The sequence below is a fragment of the Bosea sp. NBC_00550 genome, from assembly GCF_026020075.1.
GTDB lineage: Bacteria > Pseudomonadota > Alphaproteobacteria > Rhizobiales > Beijerinckiaceae > Allobosea.
In genome coordinates, this window is sequence record NZ_CP102773.1 from 174,864 (window position 1) to 195,795 (window position 20,932).

General features: G+C 61.9%; 19 protein-coding genes and 3 pseudogenes. 13 read left to right on the forward strand and 9 right to left on the reverse strand.

The window, feature by feature from the left end:
- Nucleotides 1–288: 288 nt before the first annotated feature.
- Complete coding sequence (locus NWE53_RS27790; RefSeq protein WP_265055444.1) at nucleotides 289–1,074, forward strand: ion channel; 786 nt, start codon at nucleotides 289–291, stop codon at nucleotides 1,072–1,074.
- Between the two features lie 389 nt (nucleotides 1,075–1,463).
- On the opposite strand, the gene NWE53_RS27795 is transcribed toward NWE53_RS27790, so the two are convergent.
- Together NWE53_RS27795 and NWE53_RS27800 are read right to left on the reverse strand one after the other, a co-directional pair.
- Entirely contained in the window at nucleotides 1,464–2,024 is a 561-nt protein-coding gene (locus NWE53_RS27795; protein WP_265055445.1) for a hypothetical protein, read from the reverse strand.
- Nucleotides 2,021–2,350: a Rap1a/Tai family immunity protein gene (locus tag NWE53_RS27800; RefSeq protein WP_265055446.1), complete on the reverse strand. Its 330-nt coding sequence runs from the start codon at nucleotides 2,348–2,350 to the stop codon at nucleotides 2,021–2,023. The genes NWE53_RS27795 and NWE53_RS27800 overlap by 4 nt, the downstream gene beginning before the upstream one ends.
- 263 nt (nucleotides 2,351–2,613) lie before the next feature.
- Here NWE53_RS27800 and NWE53_RS27805 point away from each other — a divergent pair.
- The 8 genes and pseudogenes from NWE53_RS27805 to NWE53_RS27840 all read left to right on the forward strand — a co-directional run.
- Nucleotides 2,614–2,844: pseudogene (locus NWE53_RS27805) on the forward strand (IS110 family transposase); the annotation flags it as partial.
- A 1,497-nt stretch (nucleotides 2,845–4,341) separates the two neighbouring features.
- A complete protein-coding gene (locus NWE53_RS27810) occupies nucleotides 4,342–5,229 on the forward strand; it encodes a dihydrodipicolinate synthase family protein (protein WP_265055447.1) in 888 nt (295 codons plus the stop codon).
- A 65-nt stretch (nucleotides 5,230–5,294) separates the two neighbouring features.
- Nucleotides 5,295–5,888 (forward strand): GntR family transcriptional regulator, encoded by a 594-nt coding sequence (locus tag NWE53_RS27815; RefSeq protein WP_265055448.1) that lies wholly within the window; start codon nucleotides 5,295–5,297, stop codon nucleotides 5,886–5,888.
- A 60-nt stretch (nucleotides 5,889–5,948) separates the two neighbouring features.
- Entirely contained in the window at nucleotides 5,949–7,289 is a 1,341-nt protein-coding gene (locus NWE53_RS27820; protein WP_265055449.1) for an ABC transporter substrate-binding protein, read from the forward strand.
- A complete protein-coding gene (locus NWE53_RS27825; RefSeq protein WP_442865093.1) occupies nucleotides 7,286–8,209 on the forward strand; it encodes a carbohydrate ABC transporter permease in 924 nt (307 codons plus the stop codon). The genes NWE53_RS27820 and NWE53_RS27825 overlap by 4 nt, the downstream gene beginning before the upstream one ends.
- The gene (locus NWE53_RS27830) at nucleotides 8,209–9,066 is read left to right on the forward strand and encodes a carbohydrate ABC transporter permease (protein WP_442865099.1); all 858 of its coding nucleotides are present in this window, start codon (nucleotides 8,209–8,211) and stop codon (nucleotides 9,064–9,066) included. The genes NWE53_RS27825 and NWE53_RS27830 overlap by 1 nt, the downstream gene beginning before the upstream one ends.
- 50 nt (nucleotides 9,067–9,116) lie before the next feature.
- On the forward strand, nucleotides 9,117–9,881 hold the full coding sequence (locus NWE53_RS27835; protein WP_265055450.1) for an SDR family NAD(P)-dependent oxidoreductase: 765 nt from the start codon (nucleotides 9,117–9,119) through the stop codon (nucleotides 9,879–9,881).
- On the forward strand, nucleotides 9,878–10,636 hold the full coding sequence (locus NWE53_RS27840) for an SDR family NAD(P)-dependent oxidoreductase (protein WP_265055451.1): 759 nt from the start codon (nucleotides 9,878–9,880) through the stop codon (nucleotides 10,634–10,636). The genes NWE53_RS27835 and NWE53_RS27840 overlap by 4 nt, the downstream gene beginning before the upstream one ends.
- Before the next feature lie 90 nt (nucleotides 10,637–10,726).
- Here NWE53_RS27840 and NWE53_RS27845 read toward each other — a convergent pair.
- Nucleotides 10,727–10,997: pseudogene (locus NWE53_RS27845) on the reverse strand (transposase); the annotation flags it as partial.
- Nucleotides 10,998–11,139: 142 nt separating this feature from the next.
- Between NWE53_RS27845 and NWE53_RS27850 the strand changes: the two are divergent.
- A pseudogene (locus tag NWE53_RS27850) lies at nucleotides 11,140–12,156 on the forward strand (IS110 family RNA-guided transposase).
- A 405-nt stretch (nucleotides 12,157–12,561) separates the two neighbouring features.
- On the opposite strand, the gene NWE53_RS27855 reads toward NWE53_RS27850, so the two are convergent.
- The 6 genes from NWE53_RS27855 to NWE53_RS27880 all read right to left on the reverse strand — a co-directional run bounded on the left by NWE53_RS27855 (nucleotide 12,562) and on the right by NWE53_RS27880 (nucleotide 17,345).
- Complete coding sequence (locus NWE53_RS27855; protein WP_265055452.1) at nucleotides 12,562–13,431, reverse strand: amino acid ABC transporter substrate-binding protein; 870 nt, start codon at nucleotides 13,429–13,431, stop codon at nucleotides 12,562–12,564.
- A 54-nt stretch (nucleotides 13,432–13,485) separates the two neighbouring features.
- Complete coding sequence (locus NWE53_RS27860; RefSeq protein ID WP_265055453.1) at nucleotides 13,486–14,556, reverse strand: NAD/NADP octopine/nopaline dehydrogenase family protein; 1,071 nt, start codon at nucleotides 14,554–14,556, stop codon at nucleotides 13,486–13,488.
- Between the two features lie 85 nt (nucleotides 14,557–14,641).
- Nucleotides 14,642–15,238: a helix-turn-helix domain-containing protein gene (locus NWE53_RS27865; RefSeq protein WP_265055454.1), complete on the reverse strand. Its 597-nt coding sequence runs from the start codon at nucleotides 15,236–15,238 to the stop codon at nucleotides 14,642–14,644.
- A gap of 9 nt (nucleotides 15,239–15,247) precedes the next feature.
- Nucleotides 15,248–15,976, reverse strand: coding sequence for an amino acid ABC transporter ATP-binding protein (locus NWE53_RS27870; RefSeq protein WP_265055455.1), 729 nt, complete (start codon nucleotides 15,974–15,976; stop codon nucleotides 15,248–15,250).
- Nucleotides 15,976–16,629, reverse strand: coding sequence for an amino acid ABC transporter permease (locus NWE53_RS27875; protein WP_265055456.1), 654 nt, complete (start codon nucleotides 16,627–16,629; stop codon nucleotides 15,976–15,978). Before NWE53_RS27875 ends, NWE53_RS27870 begins: the two co-directional genes overlap by 1 nt.
- Complete coding sequence (locus NWE53_RS27880; protein WP_265055457.1) at nucleotides 16,626–17,345, reverse strand: amino acid ABC transporter permease; 720 nt, start codon at nucleotides 17,343–17,345, stop codon at nucleotides 16,626–16,628. Before NWE53_RS27880 ends, NWE53_RS27875 begins: the two co-directional genes overlap by 4 nt.
- A gap of 211 nt (nucleotides 17,346–17,556) precedes the next feature.
- Between NWE53_RS27880 and NWE53_RS27885 the strand changes: the two genes are divergently transcribed.
- From NWE53_RS27885 to NWE53_RS27895, 3 genes are all read left to right on the forward strand, one after another.
- The gene (locus NWE53_RS27885; RefSeq protein ID WP_265055458.1) at nucleotides 17,557–17,910 is read left to right on the forward strand and encodes a transposase; all 354 of its coding nucleotides are present in this window, start codon (nucleotides 17,557–17,559) and stop codon (nucleotides 17,908–17,910) included.
- 1,206 nt (nucleotides 17,911–19,116) lie between these two features.
- On the forward strand, nucleotides 19,117–19,857 hold the full coding sequence (locus NWE53_RS27890; RefSeq protein WP_113511900.1) for an ATP-binding cassette domain-containing protein: 741 nt from the start codon (nucleotides 19,117–19,119) through the stop codon (nucleotides 19,855–19,857).
- A 20-nt stretch (nucleotides 19,858–19,877) separates the two neighbouring features.
- A complete protein-coding gene (locus NWE53_RS27895; protein ID WP_265055459.1) occupies nucleotides 19,878–20,903 on the forward strand; it encodes an ABC transporter permease in 1,026 nt (341 codons plus the stop codon).
- The last annotated feature ends 29 nt before the right edge of the window (nucleotides 20,904–20,932 follow it).

Sequence of the window (20,932 nt, forward strand, 5' to 3'; positions counted from 1 at the left end):
ACGACCGGCTGGCCGCGGTTCAGGAACTCGACGCCTGCTGCCTCTAGTGCCGTTGGAACTCGGTGCACGACATCAAGACCGCTGGTGAGTGTACTCGCTCCACGCTTTTCCATCTCTGCTGCCGCCGCGCTGCTTCGCAACAGGAGCAAGCAATGAAGAACGTGATAGGAATCGCAACGCTAATTGCATTCGTGATGCCAACAATTGCAGACGCTGCTAGTGCCGCCGCATCGGCCCGTTAATCGCGAGATCGGTGCCACGTCGCCTTGCGGTATTGAGTGGATGAAAATGACCGCCACGCCGCCGTTCCGACGCGCTCAGGTATTGATCCGCCAGCTCTACGAGGGCGACTCGCGCCGGGCGCACCACTTCCGCTATACGCTGCTCGCTTTCGATCTGGTCACGCTGCTGTTCATCGTCGCGACCTCGTTCGTTCCGGGCAACGCCGTCACCGAGACGCTCGATGTCGTGTTCGGCCTCGTCATCCTGGCGGACTTTGGCGCGCGCCTGCTGATCAGCCGCCACCGCCTGCGCGACCTACTGCGCCCGACCACATTGGCCGACATCGCGGCGATCACGTCATTCCTCGCGCCACTGGTGGGCGAGGGCGCGGGCTTCCTGCGCGTCGTACGCACTTTGCGGCTGCTGCGCAGCTACCAGCTGCTGGCGCGGCTGCGTCGCGACTCGGCGTATTTCCGCGACAACGAGGAGATCATCATCGCGGTCGCCAATTTCGTGGTGTTCCTGTTCGTGATGACCGGCTTCGTCTACGAGACGCAGCACGCCAGCAATCCGCACATCATCAACTATGCGGACGCGCTGTATTTCACCGTCACGGCGCTGACCACCACCGGTTTCGGTGACATCACGCTGCAGGGCACCACCGGGCGGCTCATCTCGGTCACCATCATGATCTTCGGCGTGACGCTGTTCTTCGGGCTGGCCAAGGCGGTACTGCGTCCGAACAAGGTGCGCTTCCCCTGCCCGACCTGCGGCCTGCTGCGTCACGATCCCGACGCGTCGCACTGTAAGGCCTGCGGGCAGGTGCTGAACATTCCGTACGAGGAGGAATAGAGCTTTTTGGGCTGATCGCCGCTAGTGCGGAACGGAACGAGACTCAACAAATAAACCCTTGCGCGCCCTTTCCCCTAGCCCGCCCGAGGGCAACGTTGGCAAGCGCGCGGCCATCGATCTCGTCATCGCTTATGGCGACGCTCCCGACGTCATTGCCGCCATGCGCTGGCCGTCCTAGGCGATGGGAGCCCGGCCCAATCTGTGAGCTGGAACGGGCAGCAGGGCACCGAGATGTCTTCACGTGCGCCAACATGGCGCCTGGCCAGGGAGCTACGAGCCGCGTCACCCACGCGCTGATCCGCGACGTGCCGCGGGCGAGCCGCTCGTCCCAGATCCCGGAACTCCAGAAGAATGCGGACGGGTCGGGGCGATGATCGCACTCGTCTCGGTCATTTGTCGTCGAGCCGGTCGAGCGTCCGCAATGCCGCAATCATTAGAAACTTGCGGAGTACGTTTGCCGAAAGCTCGGATTTCAGGTCGACCCGTTTGGCGAACGCGGCAAGATCAGTGTCCTGATTGAACGTAAACGCCAGACTGATGAATACGGCTGCCTCTGCCGAACGCGCATTGTTCGCTTGAGCCTGCTGAAGCAAAGTTATCTTTTGGAGGCATTCGGAAAACGTTTCCTTGAGTTGATACCGCGCCCATTCCTTGGTCGAGACCAGACGGGTTATTCGATTGATGTCAGACGTTTTGGATTCCGCAGTTACCCATGCATCCTCGGCGGGCGTGTTGGTCGGCACGACGTCGAGGATTTCGCGACAATAGGCCTCGACCAGTCGCGACAGCTCCACCCGGTTTACGGGGCTAAAAGGTTGCTTAAAGGCAAACCCGAATAGGTCGCCTTGCGCCGAACCGGGCGCAGTCGCCTGCGAATAAGCCGCTGTCGTTGCTGCGGTCGCCAGGGCGGCGAACATCAGGCCGGCAAGGATGGTCGGACGGCTCGTCATGGGGCGGCCTTGCACGGCCACGCGCTGCGCAGTGCCGCTGTCGCCAGTATAGCAAAGGGCTCATGCTGTCTGGCGGGCAGCTGGTCGATATACGCCACGACGACGCGAGCTACTTCGGCGATATAGACGCCATCGAGCTTGCAACTCTTCGGGTCGACGAAGGCAATCCCGGCAACGAAGCCGCCGCAATATCCTTCGTTGAAAGTAGCTAGCGGACCTCTTTGACTGGCGTTTCCAAACGCACGGCAGCGGGACAGCAATTTATTCTCCGACAGCCCTTGGGCGGAGACCGTCTCAACGCTCAATGCCGTGATGAGAACAGCCATCGACAACCAAAACATCGCCCACCCCCACAATCGCCTCTCGCATATGTCGCCAGGACATATTTATTTTTCATGCTGCGGGACGGCGCTCCGCGTTCAGCCGGGTCAGCAGCGCGTCGCATATTATGTCAGCAACGACAGATGTGATCTATATCAGAAGGTCAGGTATAAATATGATAGTGGTTTGATATTAAACATATTTTTTACCTGGTTGGAGTTAGCCCTTGAGGGGGACGTTTAGAAGCGAGGCAATTGACCGGCGACCCAAGGTACGCCCTCAGCCAAAGCGGGTGGTCTTCGAAACCGGCCCCCTTTCCGTGTGGCTCTGTCACACGCTATGCGCACCTGGCCTACCTGCAGTTTGCATCGATGCTCGCCACAAACAAGACCGACGCGAACGCTGCGGATGGCTTGGCCCATCTGCCGAAAGGCGGCTTTTATTGTGGGGTACCCGTGAAAGGGTTCGATAACATGTTGAGCTCACGCTAGTCTCGGAATGAACCAAGCTGGTCAGGATCACGATCGAGCTCTCCAGCGAATTCCAAGGCCTGATGGGATGGGCTCTCGGTTGAACCGAGCCTGGCGCCATAGGGGCCGAGCTGGCATAGCCAGTAGAGCGGCGCTCTGGGCCGAACTGCTGTTCGCGATGCAATCCGCCTTGTGTGATGCGCCGCCTAGGCCCATAAGCAACGCTCCATGCGTGACGCGAATGGTTTTTCGCCGTGGTTTGCCAACGCAGGTGAGGACTTGAAACACGTCCGTCTGGATGGGTTGTGGGGGCGGGAAAGCGGTTCATTGAACCCAAGGAGCCCGGCCATGAGCGAATTTTTAAACTCGGAAGGAATCACACGTCGACGCGGCCTTTCCTTCTTGTGGTCGGCCGCGACCTTGGCCTTTGCGGGCGCAATTGCGGTTTTGAACCCATCGCATTCTCAGGCTCAAACCAGCGGTACGGACCGCCGTCAGGATCGGCGCACTGGCCGGGACGTTCGGCGCACTGATCGGCGTACTGGTCGCACCGAAAGACGAGTGGACCGCCGAAACTAAACGCCCGACATGCTGTGATATTTCGGGGCTCGACCTTGGTTCCACTTATGGCCGCGCCCCGGCCTACCGCCGAGCTACGACGGAATGTGGCGCTCGATCTAGTCACCGATGCGGATCCGGCCCGTAGGTGCGAATATTTCGGTGCAGAAATCTCGAGATACGCCGGAAAGCTGTCTGGGTGGGCTATTTCGCTGAAGCAATTACCCCCGGACATTTCAAATTACATGAAACCGCGCAAACCGTGCATCGTCACACTGGCCACGATCGCCTTACTTTCAACGCCAGCTTCAGCCCAAAAGAGAACATTGGAAGGCATTGCCCGGTCAGCTAGCCTTTATGCTGCGATAGTTGAATTTTGCCCGCAGCATCAGCGCATCGACCTCGAGTTAGCGACCAGAGCGGCGAAGGCGATGGCCGATGCTGCCAGCGAAGCCTCGGGACCAGCCACGGGGCGAATGATGCTTGATCAGGAAATGCAGCGCCGATTCGATATTGTGCGATCTTCCGGAGCGGAAGCTTGGTGCCAAGCGCAACGACAGCGACCTGCGAATGAGCCCCTATTCTTAAAAGCGCCATAGCCGCCGCCTGTCGGCGGCAATCCCCCTAGGCAGCTTGAGGTCCTGTTGCCCTAAAGCCCGTCGCCTTCGCGACGGGCTTTTTCGTTCGGATCCAAGCAGGCGGAGGGGCAAAACCCTTCAGCTTGGAAACCCCAGAGAAAGACAAAAATCCAAGTGATAAGACGCCGCCCTTCCCAAACTGGGCTTTCGCCCGTGTTGCGCGCATCGAGGGGAGTTCGGCCGATCGCATGCTCTGGCTTCTAAGAGTAGCGAGCCCGACCAACGGTGACTCTAAAACCGCAGTGAAATCTCAGTTTGGTTTTAATTCGATTTCAGACTTGACTCGAGCTGCTTGCAGCGTGAACTTTGGGCGCCAGGGAGGATACCCACGTGCCAAAGACGGACCGCATCGGCGTAAATTGTGCGCTTTCCACCCCGTTCACCGCGGGCGGGGCCATCGATCATTCACTATTGATCGAGCATGCCCGTTGGGTGCTGGCGGCCGGGGCCGATGGCATTACGCTGTTCGGTACGACAGGCGAAGGTGCGGGGATCGGGTTGCATGAGCGCATTGGAGCCATGGGTGCGCTGGCCGGTGCCGGGTTTGATTTTCGCAGGTCGGTAGTGGTCTCGGTTACGTCCTCGACGATCGAGGATGCTGTCGCTCAGACACGCGCGGGCTACGCCTACGGCGCCAGAGCGATCCTGATCACGCCGTCCTTCTACTTTCCGGACATGCCGGAGGACGGCATCTTCGACTGGTTTTCGACCGTGTTCCAAGAGTTGGGAACCGAGTTGCGCGACATCCTGCTCTACCACATCCCCAACATGACGCGTTCGCAGATCACGCCGCACCTGGTGTCTCGCCTGCGTGACGCCTTTGGCGATGCGATCGTCGGAATCAAGGACAGCGCGGGCAACTGGGAGGCGACGCAGGCTTTGCTCGACGCGCATCGCGATTTCCAGGTGCTCGTGGGCAGCGAACGCCATGTCGCCCAGGCCGTCAGCGAAGGCGGCAGCGGCACGATCTGCGGGCTGGCAAATTTTCAGCCGGCGCTCCTTCGCGGGCCAGTGGCCGCCGGGCGCGACGAGCCGCTGATCATGGCTTATCGATCCGCGATCTTGCCGGATCCGTTTCCCGCCTCGTTGAAGGCACTCGTAGCCCGGCGTACGGGCCGGCAAGAATGGCTGCGGATGCGACCGCCCAACGTCACCTTCGATGATGCCCGGGTAACTGCCCTGATGACGCGCATCGAGCAAGTCCGGGCGCTGCAATGAGTGAACCCACGGTGTTTGCCCCCAAGAGCCGGGACCGGGCATATGACCTGTTCACCGAAGGGCTGATGTCACGCAAGATCGTCGCGGGCCAGTTCATCTCGCAGCGCGAACTGATCGAGATCATTGGCCTGCCTATGGCGGCAATCCGGGCCCTGATTCCACGGCTGGAGGCTGAAGGGCTGATCGTCACGGTGCCGCAGCGCGGGCTGCAGATCGCGCATGTCGACGTCAACCTGATCCATAACGCTTTCCAGTTCCGATTGATGCTGGAAAGCTACGCCATGGCTGCCTTCGTGCGGGATGCTCCGGATGAAGAGATCGCCAAGCTGCGAGAGGCCCATGAAATCGTCCTGCGGCAGGGTGAGAGCGAAGTCACGCCGGAACTTCTGCGCCAGGCGCAGCTGACCGATTGGAATTTCCACGATCGGATCATTGATTGGCTCGCCAACGATCTCGTCAGCGCAGCCTATCGCACCAACTCGATCAAGATTCGGCTGATCCGTCAGGGCGAGGTCCGCATCGCGCCTCAACGGCTTCTCATCGTCATGAGGATCCATCTCGACATTATTGAGCGCATGGAGAAGCGCGATGTGGAAAGCGCCGTGCAGGCGTTGACCGAACACATCATGGCGGCTCGCAACCGCGCCATGAACGTCTGAATGGCATGAGCACTTCAATCATAAGCAGCGGAAATCCGTGCATAACCGGGAGGAACGACGATGAGAAGGCCGACAATTTCTCGCCGCACGCTGTTGAAGTCCGGCATCGCCGGAGCCGTGGCGTCGCCGATGCTGAACCTGACGACCGCCTTTTCGCAATCTGAAAGCTTCAACTGGAAGCGTTTCCAGGGCCAGAACATCGAGGTGTCACTGACGCGCACACCGCGCAGCGAAACGCAGAAGCGATATCTGGCCGAGTTTCAGTCGCTGACCGGCATCAAGGTCGGGCTGGAGGAAATCCCCGAGCAGCAGCATCGCCAGAAGATCGTCATCGAGTTCAATTCCGGCAAGCCGAATTTCGACGTCGCGAGCTTGTCCTATTCCGTCCAGAAGCGGCAGCTCGCCCGTGGTAAATGGCTCGCAAACGTCGAGCCGATGCTCGGTGACCGCTCACTGACGCCGCCCGACTGGGACCGGGCCGACTTCAGTCAGCGGGGCCTCGAATATGCGACGGATGACGGGCGCCTGACCTCGCTGCCCCTCTCGGCCGACTACTGGCTGCTCTACTGGAACAAGGATCTATTCAACGCCAAGGGCGTCGCCTATCCGAAGTCGATCGCCGACATCGTGACAGCAGCCGCCAAGCTTCATGACCCAACGAACGGCATTTCCGGCATCGTCGCCCGCGGCCTACGCAATGCAAATGTGCCGGTCTGGACCCAGTTGCTGCTCGGCTACGGCCAGGAGACCACCACCGGGACGCCACCAAAGCTGGCGACGACGACCGAGGATGCCGTCGCCGCCGCGACGATCTATCAGACCCTACTCAAGGCCAGCGGGCCGCAAGGCGTCTCCGGCTTTAACTGGAACGAGGCGCAGTCGCTGTTCGCGCAGGGTCGCGCGGCGATGTGGATCGATGGGGTCGGGTTCGCACCACCTCTCGAGGACGCCAAGCGCAGCCGTATCGTCGGCAAGGTTGGCTACGGCGTGTTCCCGCCCGGGCCGAAAGCCCACCACGCGAATGTCTTCGGCGACGGCATCGGCATCGCAGCGGCAAGCTCCAAGAAGGAAGCCGCTTTCCTCTATTGCCTCTGGGTGACGTCGAAGACGATGTGCAACCGATTGCTGCAGACGGGCTCGGGCGTTCCCTTCCGCAATTCCAGCCTCGTCGACAAGGAGACACTGGCGGCGTTGACGGTTCCCAAGGACTGGGCCGATTGCGTACGAGGCTCGGCCGAGATCGCGCGCACGGGCCTGCCCAACATCGTTCCGGTGACAGAGTTTCGCGACACCTTCGGGGCTGCCCTCACCAACATGATCGGCGGCGCTGACCCAGCCGCCGAACTCAAAAAGGCGACCGACGAATTCGGCCCTGTTCTCGATCGCAGCGAGCAGTCGTGACCAGCCTTGCGGAGATGGCTGTCCGGTCTGCGCCTGTGACGGCGCAGGCCGATCCGCTGCGCAAGCCGTCCTATATCTGGTTCATCCTGCCGGCGTTGGTCGCGACCGTCGCGATCATCGTCTTTCCCTGGATCTTCACAATCTGGATGAGCTTCCACGAATGGAAGATCGGCGGCGCAAAAACCTGGGTCGGATTGCGGAATTATATCGACCTCGCCAGCAACCAGCGCTTCCTTGAGTCGATGTGGCACACGGCGTATTTCACCGTGCTTGCCGTCCTCCTACCGCTGGTCGCCGGCACCTTCGCCGCGGTCATATTCAACCGGCGCTTTCCCCTCCGCGGCCTGCTACGGACGATCTTCATCATGCCGATGATGGCGACGCCGGTCGCCATCGCGCTGGTCTGGACGATGATGTTCCATCCCCAGCTCGGCGTCCTGAACTACCTCCTGAGTGTAGTCGGCATCCCGCCGTCTGAATGGGTTTTTGCACGCAGCACAGTCATTCCAAGCCTCGCCCTAGTCGAAGTCTGGCTCTGGACTCCCTTCGTCATGATCATCGTGCTCGGTGGCCTCGCGGCGGTGCCCGAGGAACCCTACGAGAGCGCGCGGCTCGACGGGGCCACTCAATGGCAGATGTTCCGCTATATCACCTTCCCGCTCGTGCTTCCCTTCATAGCGGTGGCAGGCGTGATGCGCACCATCGACGCGGTGAAGGCCTTCGAGGTGATCTATGTCATCTCCAGCGGAGGCCCGGGGACGGCTTCTGAGACGATCAACCTCTACCTCTATTCGCAGGCCTTCGCCTATTACAACGTCGGCACCGCCTCGACCGTCGTCGTCGTCTTCTTCGCGATCATCCTGCTTCTCTCCGTCGCCCTGCTGTGGGTCAGGGAGCGGTCGAAATGGTACAACAAGTGATGGCTGGCGCGCCGTCGCGCCGCTTCGGCCCTATCTCGTTCGCACAGCTGCGGGAGCATTTGGCGCTAGGCTTCGCTCTTCTCGTGCTGATGGCGCCGGTACTGTTCGTCTTCCTGTGGGTCATCTCCCTGTCGCTCAAGCAGGAGATCGACAACACCGCATATCCGCCGGTCTTCATCCCGAGCGACCCGACCCTCGACAATTTCCGCACGTTGTTCAATGAGACGCCGATCCTGCTGTATTTCTGGAACAGCGTGCTCGTTTCGGGCGGGGCGACCCTGGCAGCGCTGATCCTAGGGGTGCCCGCCGGCTACGGCATCGCGAAATCAAAAGCGCACGGGCTCGCCGTGCTGATGCTAATCAGCCGGCTGACGCCGGGTCTGTCCTATCTCATCCCGCTGTTCGCGCTGTTCCAAGCGTTGGGTCTGGTCGGCACACTCTGGCCGATCGGCATCACGCATCTGGTGATTACCCTTCCGATCGTGATCTACATCATGATCGGCTACTTCGAGACGCTTCCAGCCGAATTAGAGGAGGCCGCGCGCATCGACGGCTGCTCGATGTGGCAGACCTTCTGGCATATCGCGGTACCGCTGGCGCGGCCGGGCATCGTCGTCGGCGCCATCCTGTCCTTCATCTATTCCTGGAACAATTTCGTCTTCGGCGCCGTCTTCGCCGGCCGCACGACACGCACGATGCCGGTCGCCGTCTACAACATGCTCACGTTCGAGCAGGTCTCCTGGGGCCCACTCGCCGCGGCCGCGATCGTGGTGATGCTGCCGGTGATCGTGCTCACCGTGGTGATCCAGAAGGACATCGTCGGCGGCTTGACGGCCGGCGGTGTCAAAGGCGGCTGAACCCCGCCTAGAGCCGACACGAAACCCGAACCTGCCGACTGGAACCAAAGATGATTGCCGATCTCAAGGACAAGGTAGTTTTGATCACAGGCGCCAGCACCGGCATCGGTTCCGCCGTGGCGCAGGGCTTTGCGGCCCATGGCGCGAAAGTCGTGGTCAACTACAACGCCAGCGCCGAGCAGGCGGGGGCGGTGGCAAAACTGATCGCTGACGCCGGTGGTGAGGTTCTGCTCCACCAGGCCGATGTCACCGATACGGCAGCCCTATCCGGGTTGGTGGACGCGACGGTGGCGAAATTTGGCCGCATCGATGTGCTCGTGAACAATGCCGGTGCTATGCTCGGCCGTGTCCCGACGGTCGAGATGGATGACGCGCATTTCGAGCGGGTGATGCGCCTCAACTGCTGGTCGGTCTTCGCGCTCAGCCGGGCGGTAGCGCCCGTCATGGCCGGCGGCGGTGGCGGCTCTATCATCAACGTCACTTCGATCGCCGCGCGCAACGGTGGCGGTGGCGGCGCCAACATCTACGGCGCCGCTAAAGGCTTCGTCAGCTCCTTCTCCAAGGGCCTGGCGCGCGAACTCGTCGCGGACAAGATCAGGGTCAATGCTGTGTCGCCGGGGGTGATCGCGACGCCGTTCCACGAACGCTACTCGTCGGCCGAGCAGATGGAGATGATGCGCCGCCAAGTTCCCATGGGGCGGGTCGGCGAATCCGAGGACTGCGTCGGCGCCTTCCTGTTTCTCGCCGCTCCGTCGCTGAGCGGCTACATGACTGGCCAGATCATCGAAGTCAGCGGCGGCCAGGTGATGCCGTGACGGCCGTCTATCCTGATCTGCTGGGGCGGACCGTTCTGATTACGGGCGGGGCGAGCGGCATTGACGCAGCTCACACAAAGGGCTTTAGCGATGCGGGCTGCCGCGTCGCCTTTCTCGACATCGACGAGGCCGCGGGCACCGATCTCGCAACACGGCTTGCGGCCGCTGGCGGAGAGGTGCTCTTCCTGCCCTGCGACCTCAATGACATTGCCGCGCTAGGCTCGGCGATTGCGTCGGTGCGCGAGCGCTTCGGACCCGTCTTCGCGCTCGTGAATAACGCCGCGCAGGACAAGCGCCAGCGCTTCTCCGACATCACGCCCGAGGACTTTGACGCGATGATGAGCGTCAATCTGCGCCACGCCGTTTTCGCCGCACAGCTGGTGGTGCCGCATATGCGCGAACTAGGATCCGACTCGATCGTCAATACGAGTTCGGTCGCCTGGATGCGTGGCATCGAGGATCTGCAACTCTACAGCACGGCGAAGGCGGCCGCTATCGGGCTGACGAATTCCCTCGCGCGTGAGCTCGGCAGGGATCGCATCCGTGTCAACGCGATCGCGCCGGGCTTCGTCGTCACCGAGCGCCAGCGTGCACTTTGGTTTGACGATAGCGCCATCGACGGGGTGAAGCAGAGACAATGCCTGCCCGACATTATCGAGCCAGACGACATAGCCAACGCCGCGCTGTTCCTATGTTCGGACAGCGCTCGCATGATCACGAAGCATTGCCTGGTTGTTCATGCCGGCTCACTCTGATTGAGAGTACCGACAAGAGACGCGTGTATCTGAAAATCCGACAATGATAGGCGAAGTCGGAGCGGCTGAAGGTGCCGTCGCTGCGCTGGTGCGGTAGGCCAGGTTGAAATGCACCTCCTCGCACAGGCGGCGCTCGGAGCGGATGCCGAAGCAGTAGCCAATGAGCAGCATCCGGATCATCAGTTCCGGATCGATCGAGGGCCGTCCCGTCTCGCTGTAGAAAGGACGCAGATGCGCGCGGATCTCCGAGAGATCGACGAAGCGATCGATGGCGCGCACCCAAATGATCGACTGGAACGTGGCGCTCAAGGTTGAACTCGTAGAACAGCGCCTGCTGCGCAACCTGCCGCTCGCCCATCATTGCGCTGCCCTCTGCCCAAGGAACATTGAATCAGGACTTCATACCCGCGGCAACGACGACTTTTTCAACATGGAGTAACGGTCTGGCTGCTCTTCTTCGGAGGCCGATAGGATTGTCTCGGCTGCAACAGAGGAGATCGATCATGGAGTATTTTGCTGGGCTGGCGTCTCGATGGAGGAGACGCACATCTGCCTCGTTGATCGCGACGGCGCGGTTGTGCACGAGGTCAAAGCCGTCTCGTCCGCGGTGGCGATAGCAGTGGCCCTGGCGCAAGCGCCGCCCTGCACACGGGTGGTGTTCGAGACAGGCCGGATGGCGCCGATGCTCTACCACGGCTTGGCTGAGCGTGGTGTTCCGGTCGTCTGCATCGAGAGCCGGCAGGCCTATCAGGCGCTCAAGACCCTGGCGACGCACAAGACCGACCGCAACGATGCGCGTGGGCTGGCGCAGCTGGCGAGAACCGGCTTCTACAAGGCCGTGCATGTGAAGTCGCTGCCGGCCCATGCGATCCGCGCGCTGATCGTCGCCCGCAAGAAGCTCGTCAGCCAACGCGTCCGTCACCCTGGAGAACCAGATCCGGGGTCTGGCCGTGGTGTTCGGCGTCCGGCTGCCGCGTGGGCTCAGCCCGGCCTTCGTCGACGAGGTCGTGCGGATGAGCGACGGCATCACCGGCCTGGCCGGCGCCATGCGCGGCCTCGTCGCTGCCCGGGACTTGGTTCTCGGCGCGGTCGCTGCCATCGACGCGGATATGAAGCGCCTCGTTCGCGCCTCCGATGCTTGTCGTCGGTTGATGACCATCCCCGGCGTTGGGCAGCTCACCGCTCTGGCCTTCACGGCGGCCGTCGATGATCCTGCACGCTTCCGGCGCTCGCGCGATCTCGGCGCCTATCTCGGCCTTGTGCCGCGTCGCTATCAGTCCGGTGAGATCGACTATGTCGGCAGCATCTCCAAGGTGGGCGACCAGCGCATGCGGACGCTCCTCTATGAGGCCGCCAACGTCATGCTGACCCGCTACAAGGGCGAGCTGAAACTGAAGGACTGGGCACTCGCCATTGCCAGGCGCTCGACAATACGCAAGGCGCGGATCGCGCTCGCCCGCCGTCTCGCCATTATCATGCACGCCATGCTGCGGCATGGCACCGAATTCCGGCCCGCCTGACAATCAGAGCCAGGCAGAAGCAGACGAGACAGGAGGCCGCAACGAGCTCCCAAGCGGGAGCGACGCCCGAGGGAGGGAGCAGGTGATGGCGCCGATTCCGTAGCATGCCGCCGATCATGTCGGCCGACTGCGCTTTCAACCAAGCCACTTTGCACCCAGCTGACCCCATCAAGTGCCGATGAGCACGCAGAGAACGCAGGCACCCAACGGCATCAACCGCTCAGGACCAAGCAGCCAGACCTTGACCCGTTAGAGAACGGTATCGGCGCGAGGTCGAAGTCCGCCCACGGCTAGGCACCAATAGCGGATCGTGGCCCGCTGCCCCAGACCCACTGGCGGTTTCCAGAAGCGCGCTGGGCTCGTTCCGTTCAGCCAGGAAGGCTGAACGGAACCTTTTTCGGTAACTTATTCGGCGTAGGACTGGGTCGCCCAAGCGGCTCTGAGTTTGGGTGAGACCTGGGCGCCGAAGGGGCCGAACCATTTGTTGAAGAGGGCCTCGGCTTCGCCCGATTTGAACATCTTCGCCATGGCGTGATTGACGATCCAGAGCACAGTGGGGTTCAGTCTCGGCACCATGAAGCCCTGTGGCGCATAGCCATATTCGGTGCCGACGATTGTCAGGGCCTCTGGGTTCTTCGATTGCCGGATCAGGCTGTAGAAGGCGCCGTTGTCGCTGAAATAGGCATCCGCACGCCGCGTCTCGACGGAGATCAGCGCGGCCGCATGGTCATCGACATTCTGGATGCGAATGTTCAGGTTCTTTTCCGCGACGAGCTTCTTCAGGTCCGGCTCGCTGCTGCCGCCGGTCGCGACGGCGACGATCTTGCCGTTCAGATCCTCGTATTTGGCGATGCCGGAGCTCTTCAGAACGAGCAGCTGGCTCGACGAGACATAGGAGACCGATGAGAAGTCGACTTGCTTGTTGCGACCGAAAGTGTTGACCGTGCCGCCGCATTCCAGATCGACGGTACCGTTGGCGACGAGCGCCTGGCGGTTCTGAATGCTGACCGGCACGTATTTGACCTTGAGGTCGGGCAACTTCAGCTCCGCCTTGATGTCCTCGATGATGCGCTGACAGAACTCGACCGAATAGCCAGACGGCTTCTTGTCATTGTCGAGGAAGCCATAGGGGTAGAGCGCTTCCCGGATTCCCATGGTGATGGTGTTGGTTTCGCGCAGCTTCTTGACGATCGAATCTACCTCTTGCGCCTGGGCGCTGGCAGCCAGACCGAATGCGAAGAGGCCGCCAATCGCCGCAGCAAAATTCCGTTTCATGTTTCTCTCCCGTTTGAAGCAATCATTCCCAATGCACCGGCCGGTGCGGGGAGTCTAAAATCCAGCGCGGGCCCGCTCCCGCAGCTGCCCGCTACTCATCTTTTCAAAGCCAAGCGCGGGCAGCAGGTCGTTGTCCTTGACAAAATCTCGGCCATAGGCGGCCGACAGCATGGTCAGGCCGGCCTCGTGCAGTCTCGCGGGCTGCCCGGCGAGGCGTCCTAGCAAGATCGTCGGCAGCAGACCAAAAGGCGCATCTTCGAGGACATAGCGGCTATTCAAGGTCGTCGGCCCGAAACCGCCATTGCCGCGCCGATGCAGCTCCGCGTTCATTTCCGCGATGCTCGCGACCGGGAGCTGATATGAGAAGGCATAGTGCTCCTTGATCGTCCGCACCGACACGTCGAAGGCTTTCGCGATCGCCAGGCGTTCGGCGTCGAGCATTTCCATCACGCGCCCGACCGCCGGCGTGACGTTTTCGGCCTGTCCCCAGCGCTCCCCATGCTCCATCCGGGTGAGGTTGAACAACGCAATCGCGAGATGGTTTTGCGGATTGAGATTGCTGAGTGCGATCGCCAGGAGCCCATCCCGCTTGACGAAGCGACCGCCGAAGAGAGCGGTGCAGAGCGCGTGCCCGGCTTCGAGTTCCGCTTCTGGCACGGTGGCGATATCAATCTTGGAGCGCAGCGAATTGACCGTGACCTCGGTCGGCGAGGTTCTGCGTCCCGTTGTCAGGGTGGTGCCCCAGGCGATGATCGGCGCCTTGACGCCGCGCTCGGCCAGGAGCCGTGACAGATAGAGCGCGCCGAAGGAGGCATGCGAGCTGATGATGACCGGCTGATCCGCGCGCAGATGCTCGGCCGTCGCCTCCAGCGCCAGCTTATGAGCGTTGCCCGGCATGGCGAGCATCACAACGTCGGAGCCGGTCACGGCCTCCTTCGCGCTCTGTGCGATGCGCGGGCGGCAGCTCGTCTCGATTGCGCCGATCGCCCGCAATGGCGCTCCCGCCGCCAGCTCGACCGTGCTTTGGCCGGATGGCGACCATAGCAGGGGATCATGTCCGCCGATCAAAAGCTGGGCGGCGGCGCCGTAGGCGGCGGCACCGGCACCGAGAATGCTCACACGCATAGGAGGGCCTCTGTTGAAGCTGAAGAAGACGGCCCCCGGTCGAACGCGACCAGAGAACAAGGCGATCCATTATAGCGGAAGAAATTCAAGAGCCGGCCTTCCCTTGTGGCGTCTTCCGGTAGAGCAGAACCATCAGGCCCCGGGCCGGCTCGTCGCGCTCGTTGCTGATCGAATGCGGCACATCGACGGGATAGCGTGCCGTCTCTCCGGTCTTGACTGGATAGCACGACTGACCGCTGGCGATGACGAGCTGGCCCGACAGCACGGTGAAATGCTCGACCGCACCGGCCGCGTGCGCGGCGCTATCGAGCCGGCCATGGCCGGCGATCTCGACATCGTACCATTCAACCGTGCCGGCAAGGCTCGGTGGGCTGAGAATCCGCAATTGGCAGGAGCCATCGGCGCTGCGGATTTCCGGCGTATGCGCCGGCGCGATGATTTCGATGGCGCTTGTGCCGGCACCCGGCTCGCTCGCTTGCAGAAGCACGGAAAAATCGATCTGCAACCCTCGCGTCAGGCTCCAGAGCACCGCGAAGGTGGGGTTGGCTTCGCCTCGCTCGATTTGCGACAACATCGATTTCGAGACGCCCGACAAGGCTGCAAGCTGCTGCAGCGTCAAATCCCGTGCCTTGCGCTGGCGCTGAAGGATCGGTCCGATCTGGGGGGTGCTCAGCTCTGTCATGATGGCCGGCTAATGCGTCAGGACCTTGGTCAGGAACTGCTTGGCGCGCTCCGTCGCCGGGGCGGTGAAGAACTGCGCCTTGGGCGTGTCCTCGAGAATTTCGCCGCCGTCCATGAACAGCACCCGGTTAGCCACGCGCTGCGCGAAGCCCATCTCATGCGTCACGACCATCATGGTCATGCCTTCGAGCGCGAGCTCCTGCATCACCTCCAACACCTCGTTGATCATTTCGGGATCGAGCGCTGAGGTCGGCTCGTCGAACAGCATCGCCGCCGGATCCATGGCCAGCGCCCGCGCGATGCCGACACGTTGCTGCTGCCCACCGGAGAGCTGGCTCGGGCGGCTCGCCAACTTGTTGCCGAGCCCAACCCGCGCCAGGATCTTCTCCGAGCGTGCATTGGCCTCCGAGCGGGAGCGTTTCAGCACATGGATCTGCGCCAGGCTGACATTCTCCAGCGCGGTCATGTGCGGATAGAGCTCGAAGCTCTGGAACACCATGCCAATGCGCGAGCGCAGCGCCGGGAGGTCAGTCTTCGGGTCAGAGACCGAGACGCCGTTGATGGTAATTGTGCCGCTCTCGAACGGGACGAGCCCGTTGACGCATTTGATCAGCGTGCTCTTGCCGGAGCCCGAAGGGCCGCAGATCACTACGACCTCGCCCTGACGGACCGTCGCTGAGCAGCCACGCAAGATAAGCAGCTTGCCGTAGGATTTATGCACATCCTCGACGAAGATCATTACGCGCGGCCTTTCCGATAGAAGTCGAGCGCCTTCGTCGACGTCAGACAAATGACCAGATAGACGACGGCGACCAGCGTATACATTTCCGTGGGCCGCCCATCGCGCGAGGCGACGATGCTCGCCGTCGTCAGGAAGTCGTGCAGCGCCACGACATAGACTAGGGAGGTGTCCTGGAAGACGATGACGATCTGGTTCAACACCAGTGGCGTCATCGTGCGCAGAGCCTGCGGCATGACGATATGGCGCATCACTTGGCTGCGGCGCAAACCTGTCGCGAGGCCCGCCTCGGTCTGGCCCTTGCGGACATTGTTGATGCCCGCGCGGATGATCTCGCAATAAAAGGCGGCCTCGAAGAGCACGAAGGCGACCAGCGCCGACATCAGCGAGCCGATCGGCCGGCCGATTGCCAGCGGCATCAGAAAATAAAACCAGAACAGCACCAGCACGAGCGGCAACGAACGCATCACGGTGACATAGGCCGCGGCCGGCGCCGCGATGAGCCGGTGCGTCGACAGCCGCATCAACGCGAGGCCGAAGCCGAGGATCAGCCCGCCCACGGTCGCGACCAGCACGAGCAGGGCGCTGAGCGCCATGCCCTCGGCGAGGAAGCTCCAGGACCGAGCGATGACGCCCCAGTCGAAATGGCTCATGTCGCAGTCTTCCGCAGGGCTGCGCCGCCGATCCTGCTGTCGATGAAGTGCATCAGCGCCGTCACGCACAGTCCGATCACCAGATAGCCGACGGTGGCGAAGGTGAAGGCCTCGAGGCCTTGGAAGGTATAGTTCTCGACATGGCGGCTCTGCGCCGTCAGCTCGAGGACGCCGATTGTCAGGCTCAGCGACGACAGCTTGATCGTGATCAGGAACTCGGAGGTCAGCGGCCCCACGATTGCGCGAAGACCGAGCGGCAGGACGACCAGCCGGAACGCTTGCGCAGGGCGCAGGCCCGTCGCCAGCGCGGCGGGCAACAACGGACTGCCAACCGCCTCAATCCCGGCCCGGACCTGCTCCGCGACACGAGACCCCGCGAATAGCCCAATCGCGACGACCGCCGTGCTGAATTCAGGATAAGGTAGATCACGCTTAAGCCAGAGCCCGATCGTGTCAGGCACCACCTCGGGCATCACGTAGAACCACAGGAAGAGCTGGACCAGCGGCGGAATGTTGCGAAATACGTCGACATAGGCACCCGCCACCAAGCGAGCGCTCCGGCTGGGGAGGCTGCGTGCGATGCCCACCGCGACGCCGATCGTCAGCGCTAGCGCCCAGCTGGTCAGGCTGATGGAGAGCGTCCACTGCACGCCGCTCCAGAGCCACTCCCAATAGGGCTCCTGCAGGAGGATGGACCAGTTCCACCGGTAATTCATGCCGCAGGCACGTTGCTGCGTCGGGATTTACGAAACGCTACCACGGGCCGGTCTCCATCGAAGTCACTGAATTCCACTATAGCGGAATGGTGAGACCGTCCATAGTTGGTTGTCAACATGCGCTGCAACATTGAGACCATGCGCCCCTGTAGGTAGACAGGATCAGGCTGCGGCTTTGACGGTGAGCCGGGCTTTCGGAGGATGGAAGCCCATGGCCCGACACCGCACCCACAGCATCGAGTTCAAACGCCAGGTGGCACAGGATTACCTGGCAGGCGAGACGCTCCATAGCCTCGCCCGCCGGCACGACCTGTCACGCAACCTCGTCCGGATCTGGATCCAGAAGTTCGAGGCTGGCGCCTTCGACGACGAGGCAGTCGCCGCCGATACGATCGAAGCCTACGAAGCGCGCATCGCCGCGCTTGAACGGCTCGTCGGCAGACAGGCTCTGGAGATCGAGTTCCTAAAGGGGGGTTTTGGACGGGCCATTGGCCTAGCTGGACCGGACCAGCCCGGTTCGTCTGTCTGGCCCGATGGGGAATGTGATGACCTGCGCTTCTGTTAATGGCAGCGTCGCGAGGGGCGAGAGGCTGCAAAATTTAAGGGCCGCTGAGCCCGCAAGGGAGCGCGTATCTCGCCTATCATCAAACCCGACCATTCGCTTGGGCCGCTTGCGAAGCCCGCTTGCGCAAGGATGGGATCAGATGGACGCCATGACCGTTGGCAGCGATGTGTCGACGGATCGGTTGGATGCGGCGGTTCGTCCGACCAGCGAGAGCTTTATCGTCACGTGCATGGGCGCGGCGATCGACAATCTCATCGCCCCGCTCATGGCCTTGTCGCCGAAGCTAGTGGCGATCGAAGCTACCGGAGGCTTCGAGGCGGTAGTCGCTGGAAATCGCTCGGGCGATAGGTCATCGAGGGGAATTGAACGACCTCTTCAGCATGCGAATGTGTCGTCAGCTCAAGAAGGAGCATCGCCAGGGTGGAGAGCATGGCTCGCTTTGACGACGAAGGCATTTGCGAACCTCCCAGCGGTCAACCTGTCACGTCGAAAGAGAGCAACGAGAGCCTATCGGCGCCACGCCGCGCGTCATGACCGACAACGGCTTGGGCTCCAAAACCCATGCCTGCCGCGATCTCGGCCTGCGCCAAGTCCCTCCGGATTCAGCGCGCCTGAGCGAAAGTAACCTGCACCTGCGCGCGCCCTACCCCTCTGAATGGCCGCGAAGGGCTGTTGCGACGATGACGACCCGCTCCAAATCCGGCTCCGGCTCGACCGGGAATCCGACGCTCTCCACGAGGATGAGTCAAAGATCGGGAGGGCGGCCGCGCGCGAATGACGAAGCCGTCTATTGAGCGTAGGATCGTGTTCGAAGCCTTCCGCCGGGAACGCGTTTCGAGGAAAAGGGGCATGGGGCACGGCAGACGGCCTCGGTGGCGCGCTTATGACAATAGCGCCGCAGGCGGATCTCTGAGCGATCAGCGCGGTGCGCGCCGACATCTACCTCTTCGAATATTCGGACCCGCGAATTCGGCATCGGTCCGGAAATGCAATCAATTTTCGAATTAAATTGTTGCAACGACAGTCCGATCAAGGACCTGAGACGAATCATCAAGTTTTAGATTCCTTATTGATACATAATACCTGTCCTTGGTTGAATTTTGACCGTCATAAATTGCAGCAGCTGAAGCAAAGGACTTGAGTGACTGCAGCTTGAGCCAGTGCCCGAAGCAGAGGCACGCCTCGAAACAAGGGTGGAATCGACCTATGCCGCTTCTGGAGCTTCAGGGCATCTCAAAGCATTTCGGTGCGATCGAAGCCCTCAAGGGCATCGATCTGGCGATCGATGCCGGCGAGGTCGTCGGTCTGATGGGCGACAATGGCGCCGGCAAATCGACATTGGTGAAGATTGTCGCCGGCAATTTTCTCCCCTCCGAGGGCGAGCTTCGCCTTGACGGCATCGTCAAGCACTTTCGCAGGCCGGTCGACGCCCGGACCGACGGGATCGAGGTCGTCTATCAGGACCTCGCCCTGTGCGATAATCTGACTGCGGCCGCCAATGTCTTCCTCGGGCGCGAATTGAAACGCCGCATCGGTCCGCTGGTGATCCTTGACTACAAGGCGATGTACGCCCGGGCCGCAGAGCTGTTCAAGGAACTCAAGTCAGAGACCCGCCCCCGCGATCTCGTGAAATTGATGTCCGGCGGCCAGCGCCAGGCTGTGGCGATCGCGCGGACACGCCTTGCCAACGCGAAGATGGTGCTGATGGACGAGCCGACGGCGGCGATCAGCGTTCGTCAGGTCGCCGAGGTGCTGGATCTGATCCACCGGCTCAAGGATCGCGGGATCGCCGTCGTTCTGATCAGTCACCGCATGCCGGACGTGTTCGCCGTCTGTGACCGGGTGGTCGTGATGAGGCGGGGACGCAAGGTCGCGGACAAGGCGATTGCATCGAGTTCTCCTGAAGAGGTGACCGGACTGATCACCGGCGCCATCCAGGCCGCCTGATGCTGCGCAAGGAGCCCTCCATGTCGAGCAACACATTCCGCCCGATCCCGAACATTATCGCCATCGAGGACGTCACGGGCCTGCGGGAACGGAGCCTCCTGCAGAAGCTGCTCGCGAGCCAGCCGTTCTGGGTGACGATCGCCCTGATCGCCATGATCCTCGTGATGACATGGGATCAACCGGACGCCTTTGCCTCGGCCGACAACTTCTTTAACATCACCCGGAACTTCGCCTTCATTGGCATCATGGCGATCGGCATGACCGCCGTTATTCTCACCGGCGGCATCGATTTGTCGGTTGGGTCGATCATGGGGCTCGCCGGCGTCGTCAGCGGACTTGTCCTCCAGGCCGAGGGGCATTGGCTGCTCGCGATCTTCGCCGGCCTTCTCACCGGCGCGGCTGTCGGGGTCGTGAACGGCGTGCTGATTTCCTATGTCGGCCTACCGGCCTTCGTCGTCACGCTCGGGATGCTGTCGGGCGCCCGATCGCTTGCCATCGTCCTGTCCGAAAACAAGATGATCTACGAATTCGGCCCTTGGGGAGACACCTTCAACGCCATCGGCGGCGGGGCCATCTTCGGCATCGCCAACCCGGTCTGGGTGCTGCTCGCGCTGGCCATCATCTTCAGCATCATCCTGAACTTCACCGGCTGGGGCAATTATCTCTACGCCATCGGCAGCAACGAAAATGCCGCCCGCCTGACGGGCGTGCCGGTCCGGCGGATCAAGCTGCAGGCCTATATCGTCTCAGGCCTGACAGCCGCGCTGAGCGCCGTTCTCATCGTCGGCTGGCAAGGCTCGGCCATCAATGCGCTCGGACAGGGCTACGAATTGCGGGTGATCGCGTCGACCGTGATCGGCGGTGCGGATCTGATGGGTGGCCAGGGCGGAGCCTACGGCGCCGTGATCGGGGCTGCGCTGATCGAGGTGATCCGCAACTCTCTGCTCATGGCCGGGGTCGATTCCAACTGGCAGGGCGCCTTCGTCGGCCTGTTCATCGTATTGGCGGTTCTGCTGCAGCGGATCCGCGGCAAGGGTTCGGCATAGGAACACCGGACAATAATAACCACCAGGAG